This is a genomic window from Rheinheimera sp. (assembly GCF_030690345.1).
Lineage (GTDB): Bacteria > Pseudomonadota > Gammaproteobacteria > Enterobacterales > Alteromonadaceae > Alishewanella.
Window position 1 is genome coordinate 1,081,169 of sequence record NZ_JAUYGV010000006.1, and the last position, 21,420, is coordinate 1,102,588.

Annotated in this window: 20 protein-coding genes and 1 tRNA gene; 16 read left to right on the forward strand and 5 right to left on the reverse strand. The window is 48.4% G+C overall.

Annotated elements, in window-relative coordinates; translation table 11 throughout:
- Window positions 1–80: 80 nt before the first annotated feature.
- The 6 genes from Q8O77_RS09465 to Q8O77_RS09490 all read left to right on the forward strand — a co-directional run bounded on the left by Q8O77_RS09465 (window position 81) and on the right by Q8O77_RS09490 (window position 5,622).
- Window positions 81–2,822, forward strand: a complete 2,742-nt coding sequence (locus Q8O77_RS09465) for a choice-of-anchor B family protein (RefSeq protein ID WP_305552617.1) — start codon at window positions 81–83, stop codon at window positions 2,820–2,822.
- 184 nt (window positions 2,823–3,006) lie between these two features.
- Window positions 3,007–3,330, forward strand: a complete 324-nt coding sequence (locus Q8O77_RS09470) for a DUF883 domain-containing protein (protein ID WP_305552618.1) — start codon at window positions 3,007–3,009, stop codon at window positions 3,328–3,330.
- 9 nt (window positions 3,331–3,339) lie between these two features.
- A complete protein-coding gene (locus Q8O77_RS09475) occupies window positions 3,340–3,843 on the forward strand; it encodes a hypothetical protein (protein WP_305552619.1) in 504 nt (167 codons plus the stop codon).
- The gene (locus tag Q8O77_RS09480; RefSeq protein WP_305552620.1) at window positions 3,830–4,081 is read left to right on the forward strand and encodes a hypothetical protein; all 252 of its coding nucleotides are present in this window, start codon (window positions 3,830–3,832) and stop codon (window positions 4,079–4,081) included. Before Q8O77_RS09475 ends, Q8O77_RS09480 begins: the two co-directional genes overlap by 14 nt.
- A 249-nt stretch (window positions 4,082–4,330) precedes the next feature.
- Window positions 4,331–4,678, forward strand: a complete 348-nt coding sequence (locus Q8O77_RS09485) for a PadR family transcriptional regulator (RefSeq protein ID WP_305552621.1) — start codon at window positions 4,331–4,333, stop codon at window positions 4,676–4,678.
- Window positions 4,678–5,622: a hypothetical protein gene (locus Q8O77_RS09490; RefSeq protein ID WP_305552622.1), complete on the forward strand. Its 945-nt coding sequence runs from the start codon at window positions 4,678–4,680 to the stop codon at window positions 5,620–5,622. The genes Q8O77_RS09485 and Q8O77_RS09490 overlap by 1 nt, the downstream gene beginning before the upstream one ends.
- Before the next feature lie 32 nt (window positions 5,623–5,654).
- Here Q8O77_RS09490 and Q8O77_RS09495 read toward each other — a convergent pair.
- Window positions 5,655–5,728: transfer RNA gene (locus tag Q8O77_RS09495), tRNA-Gly, on the reverse strand.
- 1,366 nt (window positions 5,729–7,094) lie between these two features.
- Between Q8O77_RS09495 and Q8O77_RS09500 the strand changes: the two genes are divergently transcribed.
- The 9 genes from Q8O77_RS09500 (at window position 7,095) to Q8O77_RS09540 (ending at window position 15,077) form a co-directional block, all read left to right on the forward strand.
- Window positions 7,095–8,063: a HEAT repeat domain-containing protein gene (locus Q8O77_RS09500; RefSeq protein WP_305552623.1), complete on the forward strand. Its 969-nt coding sequence runs from the start codon at window positions 7,095–7,097 to the stop codon at window positions 8,061–8,063.
- Entirely contained in the window at window positions 8,053–8,973 is a 921-nt protein-coding gene (locus Q8O77_RS09505; RefSeq protein ID WP_305552625.1) for a hypothetical protein, read from the forward strand. Before Q8O77_RS09500 ends, Q8O77_RS09505 begins: the two co-directional genes overlap by 11 nt.
- A 10-nt stretch (window positions 8,974–8,983) precedes the next feature.
- The gene (locus Q8O77_RS09510) at window positions 8,984–9,199 is read left to right on the forward strand and encodes a superinfection immunity protein (RefSeq protein ID WP_305552627.1); all 216 of its coding nucleotides are present in this window, start codon (window positions 8,984–8,986) and stop codon (window positions 9,197–9,199) included.
- Between the two features lie 184 nt (window positions 9,200–9,383).
- Complete coding sequence (locus Q8O77_RS09515; protein ID WP_305552629.1) at window positions 9,384–10,094, forward strand: YIP1 family protein; 711 nt, start codon at window positions 9,384–9,386, stop codon at window positions 10,092–10,094.
- A 25-nt stretch (window positions 10,095–10,119) separates the two neighbouring features.
- Window positions 10,120–11,262 (forward strand): efflux RND transporter periplasmic adaptor subunit, encoded by a 1,143-nt coding sequence (locus tag Q8O77_RS09520; RefSeq protein WP_305552630.1) that lies wholly within the window; start codon window positions 10,120–10,122, stop codon window positions 11,260–11,262.
- 4 nt (window positions 11,263–11,266) lie between these two features.
- The gene (locus Q8O77_RS09525) at window positions 11,267–11,992 is read left to right on the forward strand and encodes an ABC transporter ATP-binding protein (RefSeq protein WP_305552632.1); all 726 of its coding nucleotides are present in this window, start codon (window positions 11,267–11,269) and stop codon (window positions 11,990–11,992) included.
- On the forward strand, window positions 11,989–13,227 hold the full coding sequence (locus Q8O77_RS09530) for an ABC transporter permease (protein ID WP_305552634.1): 1,239 nt from the start codon (window positions 11,989–11,991) through the stop codon (window positions 13,225–13,227). Before Q8O77_RS09525 ends, Q8O77_RS09530 begins: the two co-directional genes overlap by 4 nt.
- On the forward strand, window positions 13,220–14,359 hold the full coding sequence (locus Q8O77_RS09535) for a sensor histidine kinase (protein ID WP_305552635.1): 1,140 nt from the start codon (window positions 13,220–13,222) through the stop codon (window positions 14,357–14,359). The genes Q8O77_RS09530 and Q8O77_RS09535 overlap by 8 nt, the downstream gene beginning before the upstream one ends.
- The gene (locus tag Q8O77_RS09540) at window positions 14,337–15,077 is read left to right on the forward strand and encodes a LytTR family DNA-binding domain-containing protein (RefSeq protein ID WP_305552636.1); all 741 of its coding nucleotides are present in this window, start codon (window positions 14,337–14,339) and stop codon (window positions 15,075–15,077) included. The genes Q8O77_RS09535 and Q8O77_RS09540 overlap by 23 nt, the downstream gene beginning before the upstream one ends.
- 170 nt (window positions 15,078–15,247) lie before the next feature.
- On the opposite strand, the gene Q8O77_RS09545 is transcribed toward Q8O77_RS09540, so the two are convergent.
- From Q8O77_RS09545 to Q8O77_RS09555, 3 genes are all read right to left on the reverse strand, one after another.
- Window positions 15,248–15,718, reverse strand: coding sequence for a DUF4124 domain-containing protein (locus tag Q8O77_RS09545; RefSeq protein ID WP_305552637.1), 471 nt, complete (start codon window positions 15,716–15,718; stop codon window positions 15,248–15,250).
- 355 nt (window positions 15,719–16,073) lie between these two features.
- A complete protein-coding gene (locus Q8O77_RS09550) occupies window positions 16,074–17,183 on the reverse strand; it encodes a DUF5924 family protein (protein ID WP_305552638.1) in 1,110 nt (369 codons plus the stop codon).
- Window positions 17,184–17,333: 150 nt separating this feature from the next.
- Complete coding sequence (locus Q8O77_RS09555; RefSeq protein ID WP_305552639.1) at window positions 17,334–19,244, reverse strand: propionyl-CoA synthetase; 1,911 nt, start codon at window positions 19,242–19,244, stop codon at window positions 17,334–17,336.
- A 159-nt stretch (window positions 19,245–19,403) separates the two neighbouring features.
- On the opposite strand from Q8O77_RS09555, the gene arfB reads away from it, so the two are divergent.
- Window positions 19,404–19,823, forward strand: a complete 420-nt coding sequence (arfB, locus tag Q8O77_RS09560; protein WP_305552640.1) for an alternative ribosome rescue aminoacyl-tRNA hydrolase ArfB — start codon at window positions 19,404–19,406, stop codon at window positions 19,821–19,823.
- A 153-nt stretch (window positions 19,824–19,976) separates the two neighbouring features.
- Here arfB and dbpA read toward each other — a convergent pair whose 3' ends face one another.
- The gene (gene dbpA, locus Q8O77_RS09565) at window positions 19,977–21,359 is read right to left on the reverse strand and encodes an ATP-dependent RNA helicase DbpA (RefSeq protein ID WP_305552641.1); all 1,383 of its coding nucleotides are present in this window, start codon (window positions 21,357–21,359) and stop codon (window positions 19,977–19,979) included.
- Window positions 21,360–21,420: the final 61 nt, after the last annotated feature.

Below are 21,420 nucleotides of genomic sequence, written 5' to 3' on the forward strand. Positions count from 1 at the left end.
AATATACACTTGCATAGTAAATACATTAAGACTAACAATACCGTAGTTTGCAAAACCGGTCGACGGACAAGGTAGCCATAATGCTTAAACAGTTTACCGTTTCTGGCTTAACGCTGGTTCTACTCGCCTTACCCCTACCGGTGTTGGCCCATGCTGAACATGACAAAGCCCGTTTTGTTGCCACAGACGGCAAAGATGTTGGCCGTTGTGAGCAGCCACTGCGGCCTTGCCAAACTATTGGCTATGCCGTTAAACAGGCTAATAAAGGCGATAAGGTGTTGGTCGCCGCCGGCCATTACCAGCTGACTGACGAAGAACAGCTGTTTTACCTCAGTAGTGAAATTGTGCCGGTGCTGGGTGGTTACAGCCGGTTTGATCATTATCAGCTACAGGCACCAACGTTAAACCGCACCACACTCAGTGGTGTGCCCTCACAGTTACAGGCGACACTGGAGCCGCGTGGCTTTTTCAGCCTGCGCGATGGCAAGGCCCGCTTGTCGGTGGGTTTACAGCAACGGTTGGTACAACATCAGAGCCTGAGTCAATCACAGCCGGCCCGGTCTTGCGTTGACGGCAAAGCCGGCAACTTTAGCTGCAGCAATATCGATTTAGTGGCACATATGGCATTGGCTGATTTTAGCTTGCAGCCGTCGTCAGCCAGCGATATCTGGGGTCATGTCGATTTAAACAGCGGTACAGAATATGCGCTTATCGGCTTGCGCAACGGCACTGCTGTGGTTAGCCTGGCCGATCCGCAAAACCCGGTTGAAGTGGGCAGCATAGCGGGCAGTAGCACCACCTGGCGTGATATTAAGGTGTACCAGTATTTTGATACGGCGCTGCGGCGCTGGCAGGCCTATGCTTATGTGTCGTCTGAGGGCAACGATGGTATTCAGATTATTGATTTAACTCGGCTTCCCAACGCCGTATCGCTGGCCACGACCTACAGCGGCGTAATATCAAGCCATAATATATTTATCAGCGGGGTTGATTACAGCAGCAACAGTCAGAACAGTACTGCGGCACCGTTATTGCACCTGGCCGGACAAAATACCCAGCGCGGCGCAGTAGCGGCGTTATCGTTGGCTAACCCGACGGCACTAAGCCCGGTGTGGCAGCAAAACGCTGCGCTGGCGGGGGATTACAGCCACGATGTGGCGATGATGCAAATAGCCGATGCGCGGGCAATAAGTGACTGTCAGTTCAGTCCCTGTCAGGTGTTGTTTGATTTTAATGAGCAGGATATCCGCTTGTGGGATGCCTCTGTGGCCAACGCCCCGGCTAAACTTTCGCAATTTAGTTATGATCAGGCCAGCTATGTGCATTCGGGCTGGAGCAGCGAAGATAACCGCTATTTATTTGTCCACGATGAGCTGGATGAAAGCAGCTTTAGTTTTAATACCACGCTGCGGATCTATGCGTTGGACGATTTACGTAACCCTGTGCTGCAACCGGTGTGGCGTGGGCCTACCGCAGCGATAGATCACAATGGCTTTGTCCGCGGCAATCGCTACTATATGTCAACCTATCAGCGTGGCTTAACAGTACTGGATATCAGTAACCCGGCGGCGCCGGTTGAAGCCGGTTTTTTTGATACCTTTTTACCGTCCGACGGTGCGGCCTTTAACGGCATGTGGGGCACCTATCCTTACTTACCCTCGGGGCTGATCCTCGGTAGCGATATTAATTCCGGCCTGTATATTCTGGCCGACAGCAGCAAAACTGTCGCCGCCGGCTCGCTGTCATTTACCAGCGATGCCGTAAGCGTTGCCCCCGGCGCGGTTGCGCAAGTTATAGTGCAGCGCCCGCAAGGCAGTGGTGCCGTCAGCGTGGCCTATCAAACGTTTTCCGGCAGTGCGGTGCAGGGCGTTGACTATGAACCGGCAACGGGCCGCTTAAGTTGGGGCGCTGCGGACAACAGCGACAAAACCCTTACGCTAACCACGCTGGACAGCGGTGACGCAGGGCGGCGCACTTTGTTTGTCAGGCTATATGATGTACAAGGCGGTGCTACACTGGCCACCCCCGCGATGATAACTGTCGCCTTTGGTACCGAGCCGGCGCGGCCGGGTAGCCTTAGTCTGGTGCAAACCAGCGTCCAGGCGGTCGAAGGCAGCAGTGTGCAATTAGATGTACAGCGCCTTGGCGGCAGTGACGGTGCAATTGCCATCGACTATATATTGCAAAGCGGCAGCGCCACTGTGGGTGACGATGTAGTTGATAACCGCGGCCGGTTAAGCTGGGCTGACGGCGACAGCAGCGAGAAAACTATTACGCTGGCGCTGATTGATGACAGCCTGGAAGAGGAAGATGAAAGCTTTAGCCTGCAGTTAGTCAGTGTTGATGGCAGTGAGCCCGGGGTTAATAGCAGTGCACAGCTAACCATCCTGGACGATGAGCGCAATACTGCGCCGGTGGTGAGCGCCGGTGAAGACCGTCAGGTAAATGCCGGCCAAAGCGTGACGCTGACGGCGATCGCAGAGGATGCAGAAAACGACAGCATTGTTTATCAATGGCTGCAGCTTAGTGGTGCTGCTGTCAGCCTGCAAAATGCCAGCAGTGCCAGCGTATCTTTTGTGGCGCCGGCCGGTAGCGCCAGCCTGGTGTTGCAGGTAACTGCCACTGACAGTCGTGACGCCGGCAGCAGCGACGACGTAGCGGTAGCAGTAGTATCTGTGCCGCCAGCGAATAACAATGCCGGTAGCTCAGGTGGTGGCAGTAGTTCAGCCTTTGCTCTGCTGTTGCTGGCCCTGCTATGGCGGTGCCGCGTTAAGTTGAATCGCCAATATGAGCCGCGCGCCGCTCCGGCATGTACCCTGTAAAGGTTACTGAGCACGGGTAACTTCTACAGCCTGTAGTGCTGGTTTCAGTGCATAAGCAGGGTGTTAATTATAATAAGTATCTGTTTTAACTATTTTATTCTATACTGGTATGGCCATTGCATTAACCTTATTGGCATATGGCAGCATTTTGCTGCTTTCCTCGTGTTAACCAAGGAGACATATTATGGCTACTTCACAAAGTGCAACTAATCAAGCTAACAGCGCAGCCAACGGCGGGTTAAATTCGCCGGTAACAGCGAAAGCCAGTGAAGCTGCGCATCATGCCGTTGATGCCATGGCGGTAAAAGCCGCAGCAGCAGAAGATACACTGCGCAAAACCGCAGCCAGCTCGCAGGAAACCCTGGCGCATAAGCAGGAAGAAATTAAACAGCAACTGCAAAGTACCTACAGCAAAAGCCGTGAATTTGCCGCACAAAACCCTCTGGCAGCAGCCGGTATTGCCTTTGCTGCCGGTATTCTGGTCAGCAGCTTATTGCGTCGCCGTTAAGGCTGCTGTATGCAGAATAGGGAAGAAGCTGAAGCTACTGCTGAGCCACAATCAGCTCAGCAGCAAGCTACCGCAAAAAAGCCGATGGCAGAGCAAGCGCTGGACCAGCTGTCAGAGTTGGCAGCGCTAAGCTGGTCTGTGTCTGAGCATTACGCTGAACAGCTTAAACTTACCGGACAAACTGCTAAAGCAGAATGGCAACTCACCGGCCGCAGCTTAACCATAGCCGCAGCCCTGGTGGTAAGTTTTGGTGCCGGGCTTATTTTGCTCTGGGGCAGTATTTTGCTGCTATTGGGCTATTTGCTGTTTCAGGCAACCGGCTCGGTGGTTATCTCTGCAGTAGCCATACTGCTATTACAGTCGGCACTGCTGCTGTGGTGCTGGCGCAGTTTGGGCCATGTGTTGTCACAGGTTGGCTTTAGTGAAACCTGGCAGCAGTTATGCCGCGTGCTGTTTGCCAAAGAGTCGCCAGCTGAACAACAGAATCACGGAGACAATCATGCTGATAGATAAATTGTTGTACCAGCAACGGCTGCAAGTAGCACAATTGGCAGAGCAGGGACGGCAGCGGCAAAAACTTTTACAGGCAGAAACCTGGCTGTTACGCCAGCGTGCCGGCGCTTTTATCGGCTCTGCGCCTGGTTTAATGCTCAGCTTCAGCGCCGGTGTGGTGTTTCAAATGCGGCATAACACTACGGTAAAAACCCTGCGTACTATGGTTGGGCTGCGCTGGTTAAGGTGGGTGTTTTAACCGGCGTTTAACCCTGTTGTTGTGGCGCGTTTAGCGCCGCTCCTCCGTTTCACTCTCATAGTTAGTCTGCATCCTTCCTATTGCGATCGTTATTATTATTACCTTCTGCTTGTCTAAATATATGAAATTAATCAGTTTATTTTATACGCATATTTATCTTTGCAGATAACTTGCTTTTATACTGTGCGGCGCCTAGTATATTGCTATGTGTCACACAGTATGCGGTGCACAGTATAGGAAGCAAAGGTTATGACAACTGCACAACTGGATAAAATGCGTTTGGAGCTGCGCCGTGGCGTGCTGGTATTGGCCGTGTTGGCTTCGCTAAAGCAAGCGCATTACGGCTATTCACTGCGCAAACAACTGCAAGAAGGTGGCATCGATATCGACGAAGGTACCCTGTACCCGTTGATCCGGCGTTTAGCCGAGCAAGGTTTGCTCGACAGTGAATGGCGACAGGGCGAAGGCCGTGAGCGGCGCTATTACCAACTGTCGCAGTTGGGGGCGGAGCTGTTGACGCAGTTAACAGACGAGTGGCAACAATTAAACGCAGCGCTTGGCAGCTTGCTGGGTAGCGCAACTGAGGAGAACAGCTGATGGACTTAGTGCAACGTTATATAGCGGCGGTACAACGCGAATTACCCCAGACAAAACGTGACGAAATTGGCCGCGAGTTAAACGCCAATATTATGGATCAACTGGATATGTTGTCTGAGCAACGAGGTGAATTGGCTGAGGCTGATATTGCCGCAGTGTTAAAACAGATGGGCCACCCGCGCACGGTAGCGCAACAGTTTGTGCCGCCGCAGCCGCTGATTAGCCCTGGCTACATGTCGCTGTATAAAAGCACCTTGTTTATGGTGCTGGGTATTTTGTTTTTACTACAGGTGGTAGACAGCACCTCTGCATGGCTTAGCAGCCAGATGAGCTTTTTGCTTTATATGAAAAGCTTAGCCAGCGGCTTTATGCAGGATGTGCTGTTAGGGTTTACCAGCATCACGCTGGCATTTTGGCTGATGTCGCGGTTTGAGCCCGGGCAGAGCAGTCAGTGCGAGCAAAGCTGGCAGCCGGAGCAATTGCCAAAAGCCGGCCCGCACTGGCAGCATATATCACTGCAGGATATCTTTACCGACCTGGCAACCTATGTATTTTTACTGATCGTAATCTGGTTCCCGCTATGGCTGTCGCCGGAGCAGTTGGCTAACAGCCGGTTTTTATTCACCGACAGCGCACATCAGATATTAAAATGGGCCAGTCCGCTGGCATTGCTTGGTATTGCCAACAGCTTATGGCAGTTAAAGCAGCGCTTTTGGAGCCGTAGCATGTTACTGAGTAATATCGTGTTAAATGCCGCTTTTGTTGCAGTAATATTGTTACTGGTCGCCAGCGACCCGCTGCTGAAACTTGAGACTGAGGCATGGCAGGGCGTATTGCAGTTAGAGCAACTGGAAAGGGCAGCCGTTACCGGCCTGGTAATTACCGCCATGTTCCCGCTGTGGGAAGTAGTGCGTGACATATTGCGGTTGCGTAAATTAGCCTGATGTTTTGAAGATGGCCGCCTGCCGGCGGCCTCTGGAGCGGGTGGCGGGAATCGAACCCGTGTCTAAAGCTTGGGAAGCTTTCGTTCTGCCATTGAACTACACCCGCAGTTTGCAACCGCGCAGATAAGAGCCGCTAAAGTAAAGCTCGCCTTAATGTCTGTCAATGGCTTGCTGAAGTTAAATAGGGGTATTCAAAGTAGATGCGTTTGATTCCCAGTACACTATTTTCCACAGCGAACGCCGTAACGTGGCGCATCTGAATGACGATAAACTGCAGCAGGTTGTTAAGAAAAAACAAGATTAATCAGTGTTTTGGTTACTCTGCTAACAAGGGGCTGTGGCCCCTTTTTGTTGTCAATTTTAAGCCACCTTATATGGAAGTGGCTTTTTACTTGAAACGATAGCTTCCATGTCGCTGTGTGACACGAAAAATGCCTTCGTGTTGTCCGGCCCGGGGGGAGCGCTTATTGTATTGATTGCCAATTCATCAGAATTTAACCAGAAATCCTCTTTTTTTACCGTTCGTCACTTTTGCTCAATCTTATTTCAATAACTCTCTACTATTAATTGCAAGTCAAGACGGCTTGGCTTTTAAAACTTTTAATTACATATCAGGAATTTAAAAAATGAAACTGGAAAACACAGTAGCACTAAACACTGAATTTGGCATCGCGGGCACATCACAATTACAAGTAGTTGGTGGCCCAATCTGCGTTGGCATCATGGTTGTTTTAATTCTTAATTAATTCACTTAAATAAAAGGAATCAAAAAATGAAACTAGAAAATACAGTAGCACTAAACACTGAATTTGGCATCGCGGGCACATCACAATTGCAAGTAGTTGGTGGCCCAATCTGCGTCGGCATCATGGTTGTTTTAATTCTTAACTAATTCACTTAAATAAAAGGAATAAAAAATGAAACTGGAAAACACAGTAGCACTAAACACCGAATTTGGCATCGCGGGCACATCACAATTGCAAGTAGTTGGTGGCCCAATCTGCGTCGGCATCATGGTTGTTTTAATTCTTAACTAATTCACTTAAATAAAAGGAATCAAAAAATGAAACTAGAAAACACAGTAGCACTAAACACTGAATTTGGCATCGCGGGCACATCACAATTACAAGTAGTTGGTGGCCCAATCTGCGTCGGTATTATGGTTGTTTTAATTCTTAACTAACCCACTCAAATAAGTGAATAAGGAAAGTTAGTATGAAAATTGACCATGTTGCAGAGTTGACAACCAGTATCGGTATCGCGGGATCTTCACAACTTCAAGTAGTTGGCGGCCTGCAGTGTATCAGTGTATTTGTCGGTCATTTACTCTAATCACCGCCGCGTATCCGTTGCCGTAAGTTACGAAAATAAGCTGTGTGGATGTCTCGGCCTGCCGGGACAATTCCACCCTCCTTACGGCGGTCGCAACATAGAGTCTACTATTGATTAAAAAAGCGTTACCGGAGCAAATAATGAAAAAGAACGATCAAATAGAAGCTTTTCTGGCGTCGCCAGAAACGCGTCAAAAAACGATTAAGAATATTGAATTGAGTCGCAAGAAGAATCTACAACTTACGATTGTTAAGGAGTTACAAACACTCTTTGGCGATAACCCTTTGCCTAAGCCAGAGTTGGTAGGGCAGATTATTAAAGAAAACGCACAGGAAGCTATTGATCTAATCATTGACGATACGATTAGGTTCCAGAAAAACGACCATTTTTACGTTTATCCAATTGGTGGGCACTCAACTGCGTTCGCACAACGTATTGTATTGTCCAATAGCGACTATTTCGATTTAAGTATCGATGTTATCGACGCGGGCCTTTTGAATCGCTACAAAGCGCAGAGTAAAGCTAATCTCAGTCAGCGTGGCATCCAATTTTATGGCCGGCAAACCATTACCTACTTTATCACTGCTGGCGGTTTAAAAGTGTCGTGCTGGGAACATCAAGTTGCGCAGGATAATTTTATTAACCAGTCGTGTAAGCAAGTGGGGCTAGATGGCGTAAAAGACGGAGAGCTGCGTTTCAACCCCTGCAATCACACAATGATGTATGAACAGGCGCAGACCAATGTCGTTGCTGTCACCTTGGAGTATAAAGCCAATAAACGTCCGTTTAGTTTAATGTTTTCAGCGCAAGATCATATGCTTAAGTTCCAGAATCCATCGGATGAATTAGATTCAAGAGTTCAGCTAAGTATGCTGCTTCTGAAAAAAATGGATTCACACGCGGCATTACCCGTAATGAAAAAGTTTCTGAGCCACAGCAAACATTTTGTGCGCTGGTATGCAATGCAACAAATTCTCGGCATTGATGCCATGCAAGTCCTTGATGAATTACACGAAATGGCGAAGAGCGACCCCCATTCAGAGGTCAAACTCGCAGCACAACAAACTATTGCAATGATCGAACAAAAGGAGCTTGCTCATGCCTGTTAATATTAATCTGGACCATATCACTGAATCTATTGAATTAGACGAATGCTACGAAGGCTTGCTGGATAGTAAATTTAATCCTTATGATCAGGATAGCTTTCAAACAGTGGCTCCCTTGCTCAAGAAACTGAACAACAACAGAACGTTTTTGGCAGATGTTCTGATTAACGAATTGGAAGAGCATTGTGCCAGTCAAACGTTGACAAACCGCTATACTCCTCAAGTTATCATGCTAAAGGGCGCACAAAAAGACGTGAGTTTTTTTATGCGAGCGAATATATGGTTACCTAAAAACGACCCTTTGTTGCGCGCATCAGGAGAAAAATCGTTTTTTTATCGGGTACCACATGATCATAATTTCAATTTTTTGACCACCGGCTATATTGGCTCAGGCTATCACAGTGATTACTACGAATATGAATACGATAAAGTCATTGGTTACCCCGGCGAACAAGCAAATTTAAGATTTGTTGAACACAAGCAGTTGGGTGAGGGGCAAGTGATGTTATATCGCGCCTATAAAGATGTACATAACCAACTCCCGGCTGACGACTTGTCGGTCACGCTGAATATTATGCCGACAATGATGTTTGCACATTTGCGTCCTCAATACATCTTTAACGAACAGTGTTCACAGGTCGAACGCACGACGGTTACAACCAATGGTTCCATTGAGCCTGTGCTCTATTTGATAGCACAAAGCGGCAGTGAAAGAGGGAGAGAGTTTGTCGAGCATATTGCCCAACGCTCGGTGATTGAAGAGGACAGATTCAGAGCTATAAAAGCACTGACCTCTGTGAAGGTCACAGACAGCGATAGAGTCGATGTTCTGGAAAAATTCGGCTTGGCTTCATCTTCAAAAATGGTACGCGAAATGACTAAAGGTCATCAAGCAGCACTTGGCTACGCATAGGAGAAATACAATGTCATTGTTAACCGGAAACTCAGGATTGTTATTGTTTTTAGTCCCCGCATTTATCGCGCTTTACTTTTTGCCCACGATACTTGCATTTGTACTAAACCGTAAACACAAAATGCAAATACTCATCGCTAATGTCCCTGCAGGTGTGTCTTGGATCATGTGGTTTGCAATTCTGGCCTGGGCATTCACAGGCAAAGATAAGCCTACGGAGGCTTAATTAACGCACTAAACGAACATCAAGCTTTGCTCCTAAAAGCCTCTTTACCTACGGCAATGGGTATCGGGGCTTTTCTTATTCCAGCCGTTCGTCACGCTTTTTTGCCGAAATTCACTTTTTAGTCCCTGATATTGCTCTGACTTGATAGGCTTAGCCCGACCTTTAACCTCAACAGGATTCTATTATGTCAACTACAACTTCAAACTTAGGAATGGCATTTGTCGACGCAATAGTAGCGCCGAACTCGCTGTTTAAAACCTATCAACATATGAGTCGTTATGGGCACTTTGTCCTCTTGGGCGTGCTGTTAGCTGCGGTATTGAGTCAGTACTTTTTTTTCTCAAATATGAGCGACCAACACTTGCTCAATCAGCAGCTCGCGCAGGTCTCAGACCTGACTAAAAGCGAGTTGGTGGTAGTGAAAGATGCGATGGAAAAAAGCCTTCCCTATACCGGTATTTTTGTTGGTGGTATGCAAGCGGCGAGCATTTTGCTGCAGATATTGCTGATCAGTGCGTTCGTGTTGGTTGTTGCCAAAATGCGGCCGCAATCAGCGGTATCGTCTTTTAAAGATACAACCGCATTAGTGAGTTGGTGTTATATGCCCGTGGTCGCAAATGCCCTTGGTTTGGTATTGCTTGCTTTCACGGCGTCCTCACCCGACCTGCCTCTTTCTGTAGCGAGTTATGGATCTTTGAATGAGCTGGTGCTCCACCTGGACAACAATCACCCTCTGTCCGGATGGGCACAATCTCTCACTATATTCGACCTGTGGGTAGTGGCATTGCTGGCAGTCGGCTTTAAAAATAAGCTGGCGCTTACTGGTAAAAATGCTTTCGTAATGGCGTTGGCTCCCTTTGCCATTGTCTATGGCGTCTGGTTTTTGATTGCCTAAAGGTGATTCATTGAGGAGCAAAGCAATGAAAAAATTTATATCACTTATCGCTATTGTCGCTTGTGTCAGTTTCTTTGCGCTATCGAAAACTTCTTCCTCGCCTGTCGAAGATGTGGTGTTTAGTCTCTATACAGTGCAAGAACAGGCTGTAGATGACAGCATACTTGCATCAGGCACTTTCACCTTTGCTAATAAGATAGCGCTTCGCTCTGAGGTCATTGGCAAGGTGACAAGATTGTATGTGAAAGAAGGCGACATGATTTCAAAAGGGGACATGCTGCTTGAGTTGGATAAAACCGCATTTATTACTGATGTTGAACAAGCCCAAGCCTCGGTCAATATTCAAGTGGCGGAGATAAAAAAACTTCAAGAACTTAAAAACGAGGCAATTCGAAAAAGCGCGCAAATGGAAGCACTGTCGGTTCGCCAAATCATTGATACAGATACTCTGGCAAAAAGTCATAGTGATGTTCGTATTGCCGAAATTGATTTGGAGTCGGCAACGCATCGGCTATCTCAGTTAAAAGCTGTACTTGCACAGCGTGAAGATGCATTGAGCAAAGCGGTATTTGTCGCACCGATCGATGGCTTAGTACTTAATGTCGATATCAAAGAAGGTGAGACAGTTATTGCCGGAACAACCAATATTGTGGGTAGCGCTTTGCTCACCCTTGCAGATGTCAGCACTTATGTAGCGCAGATCCGTGTCGATGAAGCGGATCTCGGCAACGTATCGATTGGGCAACGTGTCGACGTGTTTTCAGCGGCGATGCCGACAACACCCCTGATGGGTGAAATTGCATCTGTCAGCACCATGGCAAAGCAGCAAAGCACCAATCAGGGCCTGTTTTATAAAGTCCAGGTAAAGCTAAATTCTGCTGAATATCTTTTCCCGGGGATGAGCTGTCGTGCAGAAGTCGTAGTCAATAAACATGAGCACGCGCTTTCAGTTCCTATCGCCGCGATCCAAAAGTCAAATGGTGAACATTTTGTATGGGTTACCAATGATAATAAAGTCGAAAAGCGTACAGTGCGATTAGGTTTGTCTTCTGATATCGAGCAGGTCATTACTGCTGGCTTACAAAAAAATGAAACGGTGTTAACTGGTCCAAGCAGGGGGCTGGAGCAACTCAAGCACGGAGCCAGTGTTTTGGTTCAGGGTGGGTAACTTTATGACTCAGCAACCTTTACTCGAATTACGCGGTATCACCAAGTCTTATTCTATGGGAGAACAAAAGTTCTTAGCGCTCAAAGGTATTGACCTGACTATTATGCCGAATGAGTTTATCGCAATAACAGGGCCGTCAGGCTCAGGTAAGTCAACATTGATGAATATACTTGGATGCCTGGCCAAAGCGGATTCAGGCAGTTATCGTTTAGCAGGAAACCTTATTGCAGATGCCGATGAAGATGCATTGGCAGGATATAGAAATCAATCCATAGGGTTTATTTTTCAAAGCTTTAACTTATTTCCTAAACTGACGGTACTGGACAATGTTATTTATCCATTGCGTTTTCAACGGGGGCGGGCAGCGCACAGGAAAAGCCGGGCAATTAAAGCGCTCAAAGATGTTGGCTTGGCAGACAAATTAGCTAATTTACCGAACCAGCTATCCGGTGGTCAAAGGCAGCGGGTTGCCATAGCTCGTGCATTGGTTACAAATCCCGATATTTTGCTGGGTGATGAGCCAACGGGAAACCTGGATAGCAAAACAAGTGCAGAAATTATGGCGTTGTTTCGTGATCTGCATGCAAATGGTCAAACCATCATTTTGGTTACCCATGAACAGGAAATTGCAGAGCAATGTCAGCGAGAGTTGAGGTTAGTGGATGGACAAATCGTCAAGGATGAAACGAAAAATACCGCTGAGCAACACGCACTTGGAGTAGCGTCATGAAAAAATTTGCGCATGGAATTTATGAAGGTGGGGTATCAGCGATACAGTCAATATTCGCACACAGTTTTCGTAGTGCACTTACTACACTAGGCATTATTATTGGTGTCAGTGCGGTTATCGCCGTTGTGTCTATTATGGAAGGGCTTGGTGCGACAGTAGGTAAACAATTGCAAGACTTAGGTTCAGAAATGGTCACGCTTAAAGCACATACCAGCACTGAAAAAGAGATGCTTGGCATGACCAGTAAGATATCTTATGAAGATTACCTCTATCTAAAAAATAAAACCGACAATGTTCAATACATGGCGGCAAAAGTGAAAGCGTTTTCGCTTGGGTCCGATATTCAATTTGCCCAGAAGTCTATTACGACACAAATTATTGGTACAGAGAGTGAATACAAAAACGTCGTCAACGTTTACCCTGCATCTGGCCGTTTTCTGACTGAGACTGACGATCTTAAACGACGCCGGGTGGTGTTTCTGGGTAGCTCACTTGTAGAAAAGCTCGGCCTTAAAGCTGACCCGGTGGGCGAGTTTGTGACTTTGTATGGCGAGTGGTTTCGGGTTATTGGCGTGGCCGAAGAGAAAGGCTCATTATTTGGTTTTGATCAGGACAATTACGTGATTGCACCGCTGAGCACTATCGAGTCTATCAGTGGCCAACGAGGTAACTTAGGCGTCGATATTGTGTTTGTTCCTGATGTAAATGTTGCGCAATCTGCAGTTATAGAGCAAATGACCCAATTAATGCGCTATAAATATAAAATAAATGATCCTGCAGATGATTTTTTTGAGTTTGAAACTGCGGAAAAGACACGCAAACAATTTAGCGATATCACTGATTCAATTACCTTTGTCGCGGCAGGTGTGGTTGGAATAAGCTTATTAGTTGGCGGAATTGGCATAATGAACATCATGTTGGTTTCGGTAACAGAGCGCACAAGAGAGATAGGTATAGCAAAAGCATTAGGGGCAACCTCGACTATTATTCTCATTCAATTTTTGGTCGAAGCCTGCGTTTTGGCATTGTTTGGCGGCGGTGTGGGTATTGTAGTTGGTTATATTTTTGCATTGTTTATTCTGATGGTAATGCCTGTAGCTGCTGCCGTCTTAGTACCATTGTGGGCGATATGGTTGGCACTTGGGTTTAGTTTCACCATAGGTGTGGTATTTGGCATTATGCCCGCGATCAAAGCTTCCCGTCTTGACCCAATAGATGCATTACGGTATGACTAATAAAAAAATAGAAACGGAACTTTTTATGCGTTTTTTTCGGGAAATATTGGTCACCAGCAAAGCCTATCGCTTCACTATGCTCGCTATGTTTGTCGGACATTTTATTTTTACCTGGTCGGTCATGCATTCATTATTCGATTCATCACAAAACATAACCGAGCATCTGATTGTTCGCGGGTTTCTCGAAGCGTTGCTGTTAGTCCTAATATGTCATTGTTTGGTCAGGCCCTATTTGCGGCTCAACATGCTCGCCATTTCAATGACCAGCCAAATGATAGCCAGAGCCTTCGTTTATCTGATTTTTGTTTCGGTAATTTACTTCTTAATTTCCTACTCTCTTGGAAAAACTGACGTCCTTAGCGCCACTGATATCAGTCGTATTAATATTCAAAACCAATCCGGATTTGTCGCAGGAGAGAGCAATTTATGGTTGACCGCTATTTTGGGGATCGGTGGAAGTTTTATCACGTTAACGACCTGGAGTATGCTTTATCTCATTTTTAAATATCAAATAAATAAGAGAGAGCTGCAAGAAGAAATGAATAGTATTCAAATTCAACAACTCACAAGCCAGCTCTCACCACATTTTTTGTTTAACACACTAAACAGTATCCGTGCATTGATCTTTGCTGATCAAGAACGGGCGTCAAACGCAATAACCTTACTCGCTGATTTGCTTAGGTCTCAGATGCAGACGCAGTTGCAATCCCAAACAACCTTTAAGTCTGACTGGGCGACAACAAAAAACTATTTGAATATTGAGCTAATTCGGTTTGAAGATCGAATGACAGTAGATACTGATTTCGATGATGAAATATTGAATCAACCACTGCCAACACTGACCCTGTTGACCCTTACAGAAAATGCCATAAAACATGGTATTTCACCGAGCAGCAAGCTTGGTTTTATCAAGATAAGCGCAAAGAAAATTTCCACCACGCAATGGCAAATTATACTGACTAACTCAGTATACAATGACTTAAAACAGCACGGCACACAGATCGGGTTGCGCAACGTGAGAAAAAGATTTATCTTACTATTTGGTAACAACTTCACTTTCAGTACTGCGCTGGAAAATCAAACCTACACAGTGAAAATGGAACTTCCTTATGTTGAGAGTATTATTGGTTGATGATGAAAAGTTAGCGCTTATGGAAATGCAGCGACTACTGAAAAACATCCCTGATGTCGAGGTGGTCGGACAAGCTATAAATGGCAAAGAAGCGTTAACTCTTATCGAATCGACCTCACCTCACTTGGTGTTACTCGACATTCGTATGCCTGAAATGACGGGGCTGGAATTTGCTGAAAAAGTGCCATCCCATATTCACTTTGTATTTTGTACGGCCTACAGTGAACATACCTTCGAAGCGTTTGCTCTAAATGCGGCGGGCTATCTAATGAAGCCGATCGAACCGACGCGCCTGGCGGCGGTTGTGCAAAAAGTGAAGTTGATGGTTGATGAAGATGTGAGCGCTGAAGCCCTTGTTGAAGACGCTTGTCTTCCTGATTCTCACGGGTTGCTGCTTAAATCTGGACAAGAGTACCAAATTATCAAAATTCGAGACATTGACCGTGTCGAGTCAGTGGGAAATCACGTTGCAATTTATGCACTAAACAAAAAGCTCTACCTTCACGTCTCGTTGTCTAAAATTGAGAAAAAACTGAATCCACATGATTTTATTAAGGCTAGTCGTAGTGATATCGTGCGGTTGAGTAGCATAAAAACACTGGAAGATGGCATGGCTACTGGCACGCTAAGTGTCATACTGAACACCGGTCACGAAATAGAAATAAGTCGACGCCAAGCGCACAGTCTGCGTAAATCATTTAGTTTAGACATTAAATAAGTACACCCGGAGTAAAGCATATAAATTTGACAGTCTGTGTTTTATTTGAGCCACTTTATTAACTAACCTGAACTCAGTAAGCAGTGCAATTCAACACCGTTCTCGCTTCTCCTGCCTACCTGCGCTAGACTTTCTGCTGAGTAAGAAAGCCCCTGTAGTTTTTACACCTGTTACAAACCCTTTAGTTGTTCTGTTAAGCGGTCTATCTCAATGTCTATTGCCCTAACATCGGTGTCGTACTGCGCAGCTACGGCGGCCATTTCTTCCGACAGGCTTTCGTTCCTGACTGAGCCGGCGAGGTTATTAGCGGAGTAACGTTTTGACTCTTTCAGCTGCGCCATTTTGTTATTGCGCTCTGTCAGTTTGTTGGCTTTATCAGACTGCAGCCGGTTGATGTTGATACGCATATCACGCTTTTTTACCGACTCGCTTAATCTGTCCATGGTTGCCGCCGCTTCTCCGGCTGCGCTGTTATTCTGCGGCAGCATGGCTGCGGTTTCTTCTCTTGCGTAATCCGTTACCTGCACATCTTCGCTGCAGGGGATTTGACTGTAGGTGATTACACCCTTTACTTCACATTTATACACGTTTGCTGATGCGAAGAGCGGAAGCAACAGTGGCAGAGTTAATAACGTTTTCATTTGAATACCTTTACATTCCTGTTACGGGTAATAATAGATAATCAGGGACAAAATTGCATCCTGAAATTGTTGTTTTGCACTAAAGCAGATACGTTATACTCGGGACAACTGAATATTACAGGGCTGAAGGCTGATATGCGTTTTATGCTAAGTGCGTTGCTTGCGTTTGTATTGCTACCTGCGGTGGCAATGGCCACGCCACAATTCAGCCAGTCTGAATGTCAGAAGTTAAATGCCCAGCGGCTTGAGGTGCGCAGGCAGTTGCGTCAACCTTACAATGGTGAACATGGCCAGCAGTTGCAGGCGCGACTAAAAGAGCTGGAACAATTACTGAAACAGCATTGCCGCCGGCCGGTTAAAGATCCACCTGCAGTTCCTGCTTCGGTTCCTGTTCCGGCACCGGTTCAATCGGTTCAGTAGGCTCAACCGGCTCTTGCAGCGGCTCAGCTGCAGCAGGGGTTACGGTAAAGCGGGCCAGGCCGATAAGCTGTTCTGATTCTGTTACCACTTTTACCTGCCATTTGCCCACGGCGTTGGCCGGGAAGTTTTGTTTGCGGCTCCAGGCGCGATAGCCACTGGCGCGGCCGCCGCTGATATCCAGCTTTATCCGGTCTACCTCTTTGCCGTTGTGCAACCAGACATGAAAAATTTGTTCGTGTAAGCCGCGCGGTGCCTTTACGGCAGTAAAGCTGAATAAGCCCAAATGATGCAAGGCGCTTTCATCCAGTTGGTGAATGCTGCGGCCGGGTTTGCGTTGTTCGTAATCGACATCGTGCGACAGTGTTATGGCGTTAAGGCGCAGCGCAGCCGGCGGCACCCAACTGCGCAGTTGCCATAAGCCGGCGCTGAGCGCACTGAGCAACAATAACAGCAGCGGTACCCGCCACCAGCGGCCACCGGGCAGCAAGGCCCCAAGTGCCGGCAGGCTTAACAGCGAGGCCATAGCCAGCGCGGCAGCCAGGCTTTGGCTGGTAGTAAGCTGCAGCAATACCGGCAAGATAATTGACAGCACCACAAATAAGGTAAAGGCATGAAACACCACAAACAGCGTGCGCTGTGGGGCCAGCTTTCTGAAGTACAACGGGTCAACCACGGACACCAGCGCGCAAAGGATCAGCAGCGCGGTAAAAATGGCCTGGCCATGGTACCAACTGGTAACGGCCAGAAAAAACGGTAAGGCAAAAAACAGGCTTTCCTGATGCACCATTTGCAGCACGAAACGCAGCAGGTTAGGTGATAAGGCAATACCAAAACGCTGTTCTACCCGCTCGCGCAGCCAGTTATCCAGCAGCAACCATAGCCAGCTGAGCAGTAAAAACACGGCTATCAGTTGTGCCAATGCGGCTTTGCGCTCTACCAAAATATAACTGGCCACACCGCTGGCAAAGGCCACCAACGCCAGCAAGCCTGGCCAGCGCTGCATAAATTCAATGGTTTTGTGCATCAGGTTTACAGGCGATATCATGGCGGCAACGGCTCCATACTGCCCGCAGGAGGGGCGTAAGTACAACTCAGCTTATGCGTCGTAGCATAAGCTGTTTTGCGTGGCTATTACAGCACTGATTAGGCTGGCGGGGTAATTGGCCCGCCGTTACCTGCGCCGCTGCAGCAAATGTTACGGCTGGTTAATTAAGCCTCTGTCGGCCATTAACTGCGCGATTTCGGCCACACTGGCCGGGTCGTCGATGGTAGAGGGTATGCTGTATTGCGCCGCATCGGCTATTTGCCGCAGCAACTTGCGTAAGATTTTACCGGAGCGGGTTTTTGGCAAACGCTTAACAATAATAGCTTTTTTAAAGCAGGCCAGGGCGCCTATTTCTTCACGCACCATGGCTACCAGTTCGGCTTCCAGAATAGTTTCATCCACCGTGATACCGTTTTTAATCAGCAGCAGCGCCAGCGGTTGCTGGCCCTTAATAGGCTCGTGAATGCCAATAACACAGCATTCTGCTACCGCCGGATGGTTGGCAACAATTTGCTCCATTTCGCCGGTGGATAACCGGTGCCCGGCCACGTTAATTACATCATCAGTGCGGCCCATAACAAACAAATAACCGTCGTCATCAATGTAGCCGCCATCGCCACTGGCGTAGTAGCCGTCAAAAGTTTCCAGGTAACCGGCAACAAAGCGCTCATCGTTGCCCCAGATGGTGGTTAGGCAGCCAGGCGGCAGTGGCAGTTTAAGCGCAATATAGCCCTGTTCATTGGTGCGCAGCACCTTGCCGCTGTCATTGAGAATGTGCACATTAAAACCGGGCACCGGTACGGTTGACGAGCCGGGTTTGGCATTCATTAACTCAAGCCCGGCCGGGTTGGCAGCAATGGGCCAGCCGGTTTCGGTTTGCCACCAGTGATCAATCACCGGTTTACCCAGCTTTTGGTGCACCCACTGATAAGTAGCCGGGTCCAGCCGTTCTCCGGCGACAAAAATGGCACGCAGCGCCGATAAATCATACTGCTGCAATGCGGCATCCGGGTCTTCTTTGCGAATAGCACGAAACGCAGTGGGCGCGGCAAACAAAATATTCACTTTATATTGTGCGCAGACCCGCCAAAACGCGCCGGCGTCGGGTGTAAATACCGGTTTGCCTTCGTACAATACGCTGGTGCAGCCGGCAATAAGCGGGCCGTACACTATGTAAGAGTGGCCCACTACCCAACCAACGTCCGATGCGGCCCAAAATACATCACCCGGTTTGGCGTTATACACTGCCTGCATGCTGTAATTCAGCGCTACGGCATGGCCGCCGTTATCCCGCACCACACCCTTGGGTTTGCCGGTGGTACCGGAGGTATAAAGGATATACAGCGGATCGGTAGCTTTTACCGGCACACAACCGGCCGGTTCAGCTTTGCTGACCGCTTGCTGCCAGTCCAGATCGCGGCCGCTTTGCATGCTGGCCAGCAACTGTGGCCGCTGATAAATAACGCAGTAATCCGGTTTATGTTGCGCTTTAACTATGGCGTCATCCAGCAGCGGCTTGTAGGCAATAAGCTTGCTGATCTCAATACCGCAAGATGCGCTTACCACCACCTTGGGTTGGGCGTCATCAATACGCAGTGCCAGCTCGTGCGCGGAAAAGCCGCCAAATACCACCGAATGCACCGCTCCCAAACGCGCCACCGCCAGCATGGCAATGGCGGCCTGCGGGATCATCGGCATATAAATCACTACTCTGTCACCCTTGCCAACGCCCAGTGCTTTCAGTACGCCGGCAAATTGCGCCACAGCATCGCGCAGCTCGCGGTAGGTAAAGCGCTGTTGGCTGTTGCTTACCGGGGAGTCGTAAATCAGTGCGGTTTGCTCACCGCGACCCTGTTCTATGTGGCTATCCAGTGCCAGATAGGCGGTGTTCAGTACACCGTCGCTAAACCAGTGGTAATGGTGCTTATCTTGTTGCTGCAATATCTGATGTGGCGTTTTATACCAGTTCAGTTTGGCGGCCTGCTGCTGCCAGAACAGCTCAGGGGTGGCAGTGGCCCGCTGATGTTCTGCCTGATAAGGGCTGTGAGACGTCGTTGTCATGCTGGCATCCTCGCGTCGGTAAGTGTTTACGACAATGGCCTTACTGTAGCTAAAATTTGCAGTTAGCGAACTTAGACTTAAGGCTAAGCCGGTAAACTTGTATCAGCGCGCAGCTTATGGTCTGATCGCGGTATTAGCGCAGCAACTTACAGCGACAGCATGGCAATTCAGATTTCAAGCAACGTGATCCTTAATGACAACGAACTGGAATGGCAGTTTATCCGCTCCAGCGGTGCCGGTGGCCAGCATGTAAATAAGGTGTCTACTGCCGCCCAGCTGATTTTTGATATTAATGCGTCCAGCTTGCCGCAGTTTTATAAAGATAAGCTGTTGGCAAAATCAGACCATCGCATCACGCAAAGCGGCAAAATTATTATTAAATGCCAGCAAAGCCGCAGCCAGGAGATGAACCGCGAGCAGGCATTGGCGCAGTTTATTGAGCTGGTGCAGTCAGCCGCCAGGGTGGCAAAAAAGCGGGTTGCCACCAAAGCAACGTATGGCAGCCAACAGCGGAGGCTGGAACATAAAAAACAGCGCGGTGCTACTAAAGCATTACGCCAGGGGAAACCACAGATCTAGTGAGCAGAACGGTGATGGGGTTTATGCACGAACCGGTTTGCCCACGCAAACGCGCCGTGAATACTTCCCTGTAGGCTCGATTCAGGCATCCATGCCTTCAACGGTTCGCTTAGGGCAAACCGGTTCTCACTCCGGCGGCAATGGTCGTCTTTATTACAGTGCCCGTGCGCGGATGCTTTTACCTTTAATCTTGCCCTGTTGGATCAGCTGCAGTGCCAGCTTTACCGCGCTGCGTTTTACCGCAATAAAACTCCAGATATCGTGCAGCTGAATTTTACCTAAGTCATCATTGCTTAGCTGCTTGCTGGCGGTGAGGGCGCCAACAATATCACCGGCACGGATCTTATGCTTTTTACCACCATCCAGTTGCAGGGTAGCCATTAACGGCTTAGCCGGTTTTAATGTGGCGATGTCCACTGCCGGCAGTTCAGCGGCATCAATTTTAATGCCTAAACCATCTTCCAGCGGAATTAGCTTACCGGCATCACTGGCGGTAAATAAGCTCAGCGCAATACCGCTTTGGCCGGCACGACCGGTGCGGCCAATACGGTGGGTGTGGGTGTCGGCATCGTGCGCCAGCTGGTAGTTAAATACCGCATCAACACTGCTGATATCCAGGCCGCGGGCAGCGACGTCGGTCGCCACTAAAATACAGGCGCTGCCGTTGGCAAACTGTACCAGGGTTTGGTCACGATCTTTTTGTTCCATATCACCGTGCAGCGCCAGTACGCTAAAGCCGAAGCTGTGCAGTGCATCGGCTACGTCCTGGGTTTCGCGCTTGGTATTACAAAATACCATACTGCTCTGGCCCTGATAGTTAAGCAGCAATAGCCGCAGAGCGTCTAAGCGGGCGTGGTTGTCGCTGACCTGAAAGAACTGCTGCTGTATGCTGCTGGTGTTGTGCTGCTCTGCCACCGTTACCTGCACCGGATCTTTTAACAAGCGCTCGCTTAGCTTAGCGATGGCAGTGGGGTAGGTAGCGCTGAATAAAAGTGTCTGCCGGGCGGTCGGCGCTTTGGCTATTACGGCGTCTAAATCAGCTTGAAAGCCCATCTCCAGCATACGGTCGGCTTCGTCCAGTACTAAGGTTGTTAAATCGTCCAGCCGCAAACGGTCTTTATCTAAATGGTCAATAACCCGGCCCGGCGTGCCGACAATAATATGCGCGCCATGCTCCAGCGAGCCGATTTGCGGGCCAATGGGCACACCGCCGCACAGGGTCAGAATTTTAATATTGTGAATACTGCGCGCCAGTTTACGCAGTTCGGCTGCAACCTGATCGGCCAACTCGCGCGTGGGGCACAATACCAGGGTTTGTACGCGAAAATACTTTACATCTAATTTGGCCAGCAAGCCCAAGCCAAAGGCGGCAGTTTTGCCGGAGCCGGTTTTGGCCTGGCCGATAACATCTTTGCCGGCCAAAATAGCCGGCAGGGCCTGCGCCTGAATGGCTGTCATGGCGTTGTAGCCTAAATCGTTCAGGTTACTGACTAAAGCATCGGGTAAATTCAGGCTGGAAAACGAGGTGTTGCTCATGCTGCTGCTCCGCAAAAGATAAAACTGCGGGCCTTGGCCTGCAAAAGGGGCGGCATTGTAG

What these genes read in the sequence shown, in the direction of transcription:
- Q8O77_RS09485 (WP_305552621.1), top strand. Translation starts at nt 4,331, where the DNA reads ATGACAACTGCACAACTGGATAAAATGCGTTTGGAGCTGCGCCGTGGC.
- arfB (WP_305552640.1), top strand. Translation starts at nt 19,404, where the DNA reads ATGGCAATTCAGATTTCAAGCAACGTGATCCTTAATGACAACGAACTG.
- Q8O77_RS09555 (WP_305552639.1), bottom strand. Translation starts at nt 19,244, where the DNA reads ATGACAACGACGTCTCACAGCCCTTATCAGGCAGAACATCAGCGGGCC.
- Q8O77_RS09535 (WP_305552635.1), top strand. Translation starts at nt 13,220, where the DNA reads ATGACTAATAAAAAAATAGAAACGGAACTTTTTATGCGTTTTTTTCGG.
- Q8O77_RS09505 (WP_305552625.1), top strand. Translation starts at nt 8,053, where the DNA reads ATGCCTGTTAATATTAATCTGGACCATATCACTGAATCTATTGAATTA.
- Q8O77_RS09530 (WP_305552634.1), top strand. Translation starts at nt 11,989, where the DNA reads ATGAAAAAATTTGCGCATGGAATTTATGAAGGTGGGGTATCAGCGATA.
- Q8O77_RS09515 (WP_305552629.1), top strand. Translation starts at nt 9,384, where the DNA reads ATGTCAACTACAACTTCAAACTTAGGAATGGCATTTGTCGACGCAATA.
- dbpA (WP_305552641.1), bottom strand. Translation starts at nt 21,359, where the DNA reads ATGAGCAACACCTCGTTTTCCAGCCTGAATTTACCCGATGCTTTAGTC.
- Q8O77_RS09520 (WP_305552630.1), top strand. Translation starts at nt 10,120, where the DNA reads ATGAAAAAATTTATATCACTTATCGCTATTGTCGCTTGTGTCAGTTTC.
- Q8O77_RS09480 (WP_305552620.1), top strand. Translation starts at nt 3,830, where the DNA reads ATGCTGATAGATAAATTGTTGTACCAGCAACGGCTGCAAGTAGCACAA.
- Q8O77_RS09550 (WP_305552638.1), bottom strand. Translation starts at nt 17,183, where the DNA reads ATGATATCGCCTGTAAACCTGATGCACAAAACCATTGAATTTATGCAG.
- Q8O77_RS09545 (WP_305552637.1), bottom strand. Translation starts at nt 15,718, where the DNA reads ATGAAAACGTTATTAACTCTGCCACTGTTGCTTCCGCTCTTCGCATCA.
- Q8O77_RS09540 (WP_305552636.1), top strand. Translation starts at nt 14,337, where the DNA reads ATGTTGAGAGTATTATTGGTTGATGATGAAAAGTTAGCGCTTATGGAA.
- Q8O77_RS09470 (WP_305552618.1), top strand. Translation starts at nt 3,007, where the DNA reads ATGGCTACTTCACAAAGTGCAACTAATCAAGCTAACAGCGCAGCCAAC.
- Q8O77_RS09490 (WP_305552622.1), top strand. Translation starts at nt 4,678, where the DNA reads ATGGACTTAGTGCAACGTTATATAGCGGCGGTACAACGCGAATTACCC.
- Q8O77_RS09500 (WP_305552623.1), top strand. Translation starts at nt 7,095, where the DNA reads ATGAAAAAGAACGATCAAATAGAAGCTTTTCTGGCGTCGCCAGAAACG.
- Q8O77_RS09510 (WP_305552627.1), top strand. Translation starts at nt 8,984, where the DNA reads ATGTCATTGTTAACCGGAAACTCAGGATTGTTATTGTTTTTAGTCCCC.
- Q8O77_RS09465 (WP_305552617.1), top strand. Translation starts at nt 81, where the DNA reads ATGCTTAAACAGTTTACCGTTTCTGGCTTAACGCTGGTTCTACTCGCC.
- Q8O77_RS09475 (WP_305552619.1), top strand. Translation starts at nt 3,340, where the DNA reads ATGCAGAATAGGGAAGAAGCTGAAGCTACTGCTGAGCCACAATCAGCT.
- Q8O77_RS09525 (WP_305552632.1), top strand. Translation starts at nt 11,267, where the DNA reads ATGACTCAGCAACCTTTACTCGAATTACGCGGTATCACCAAGTCTTAT.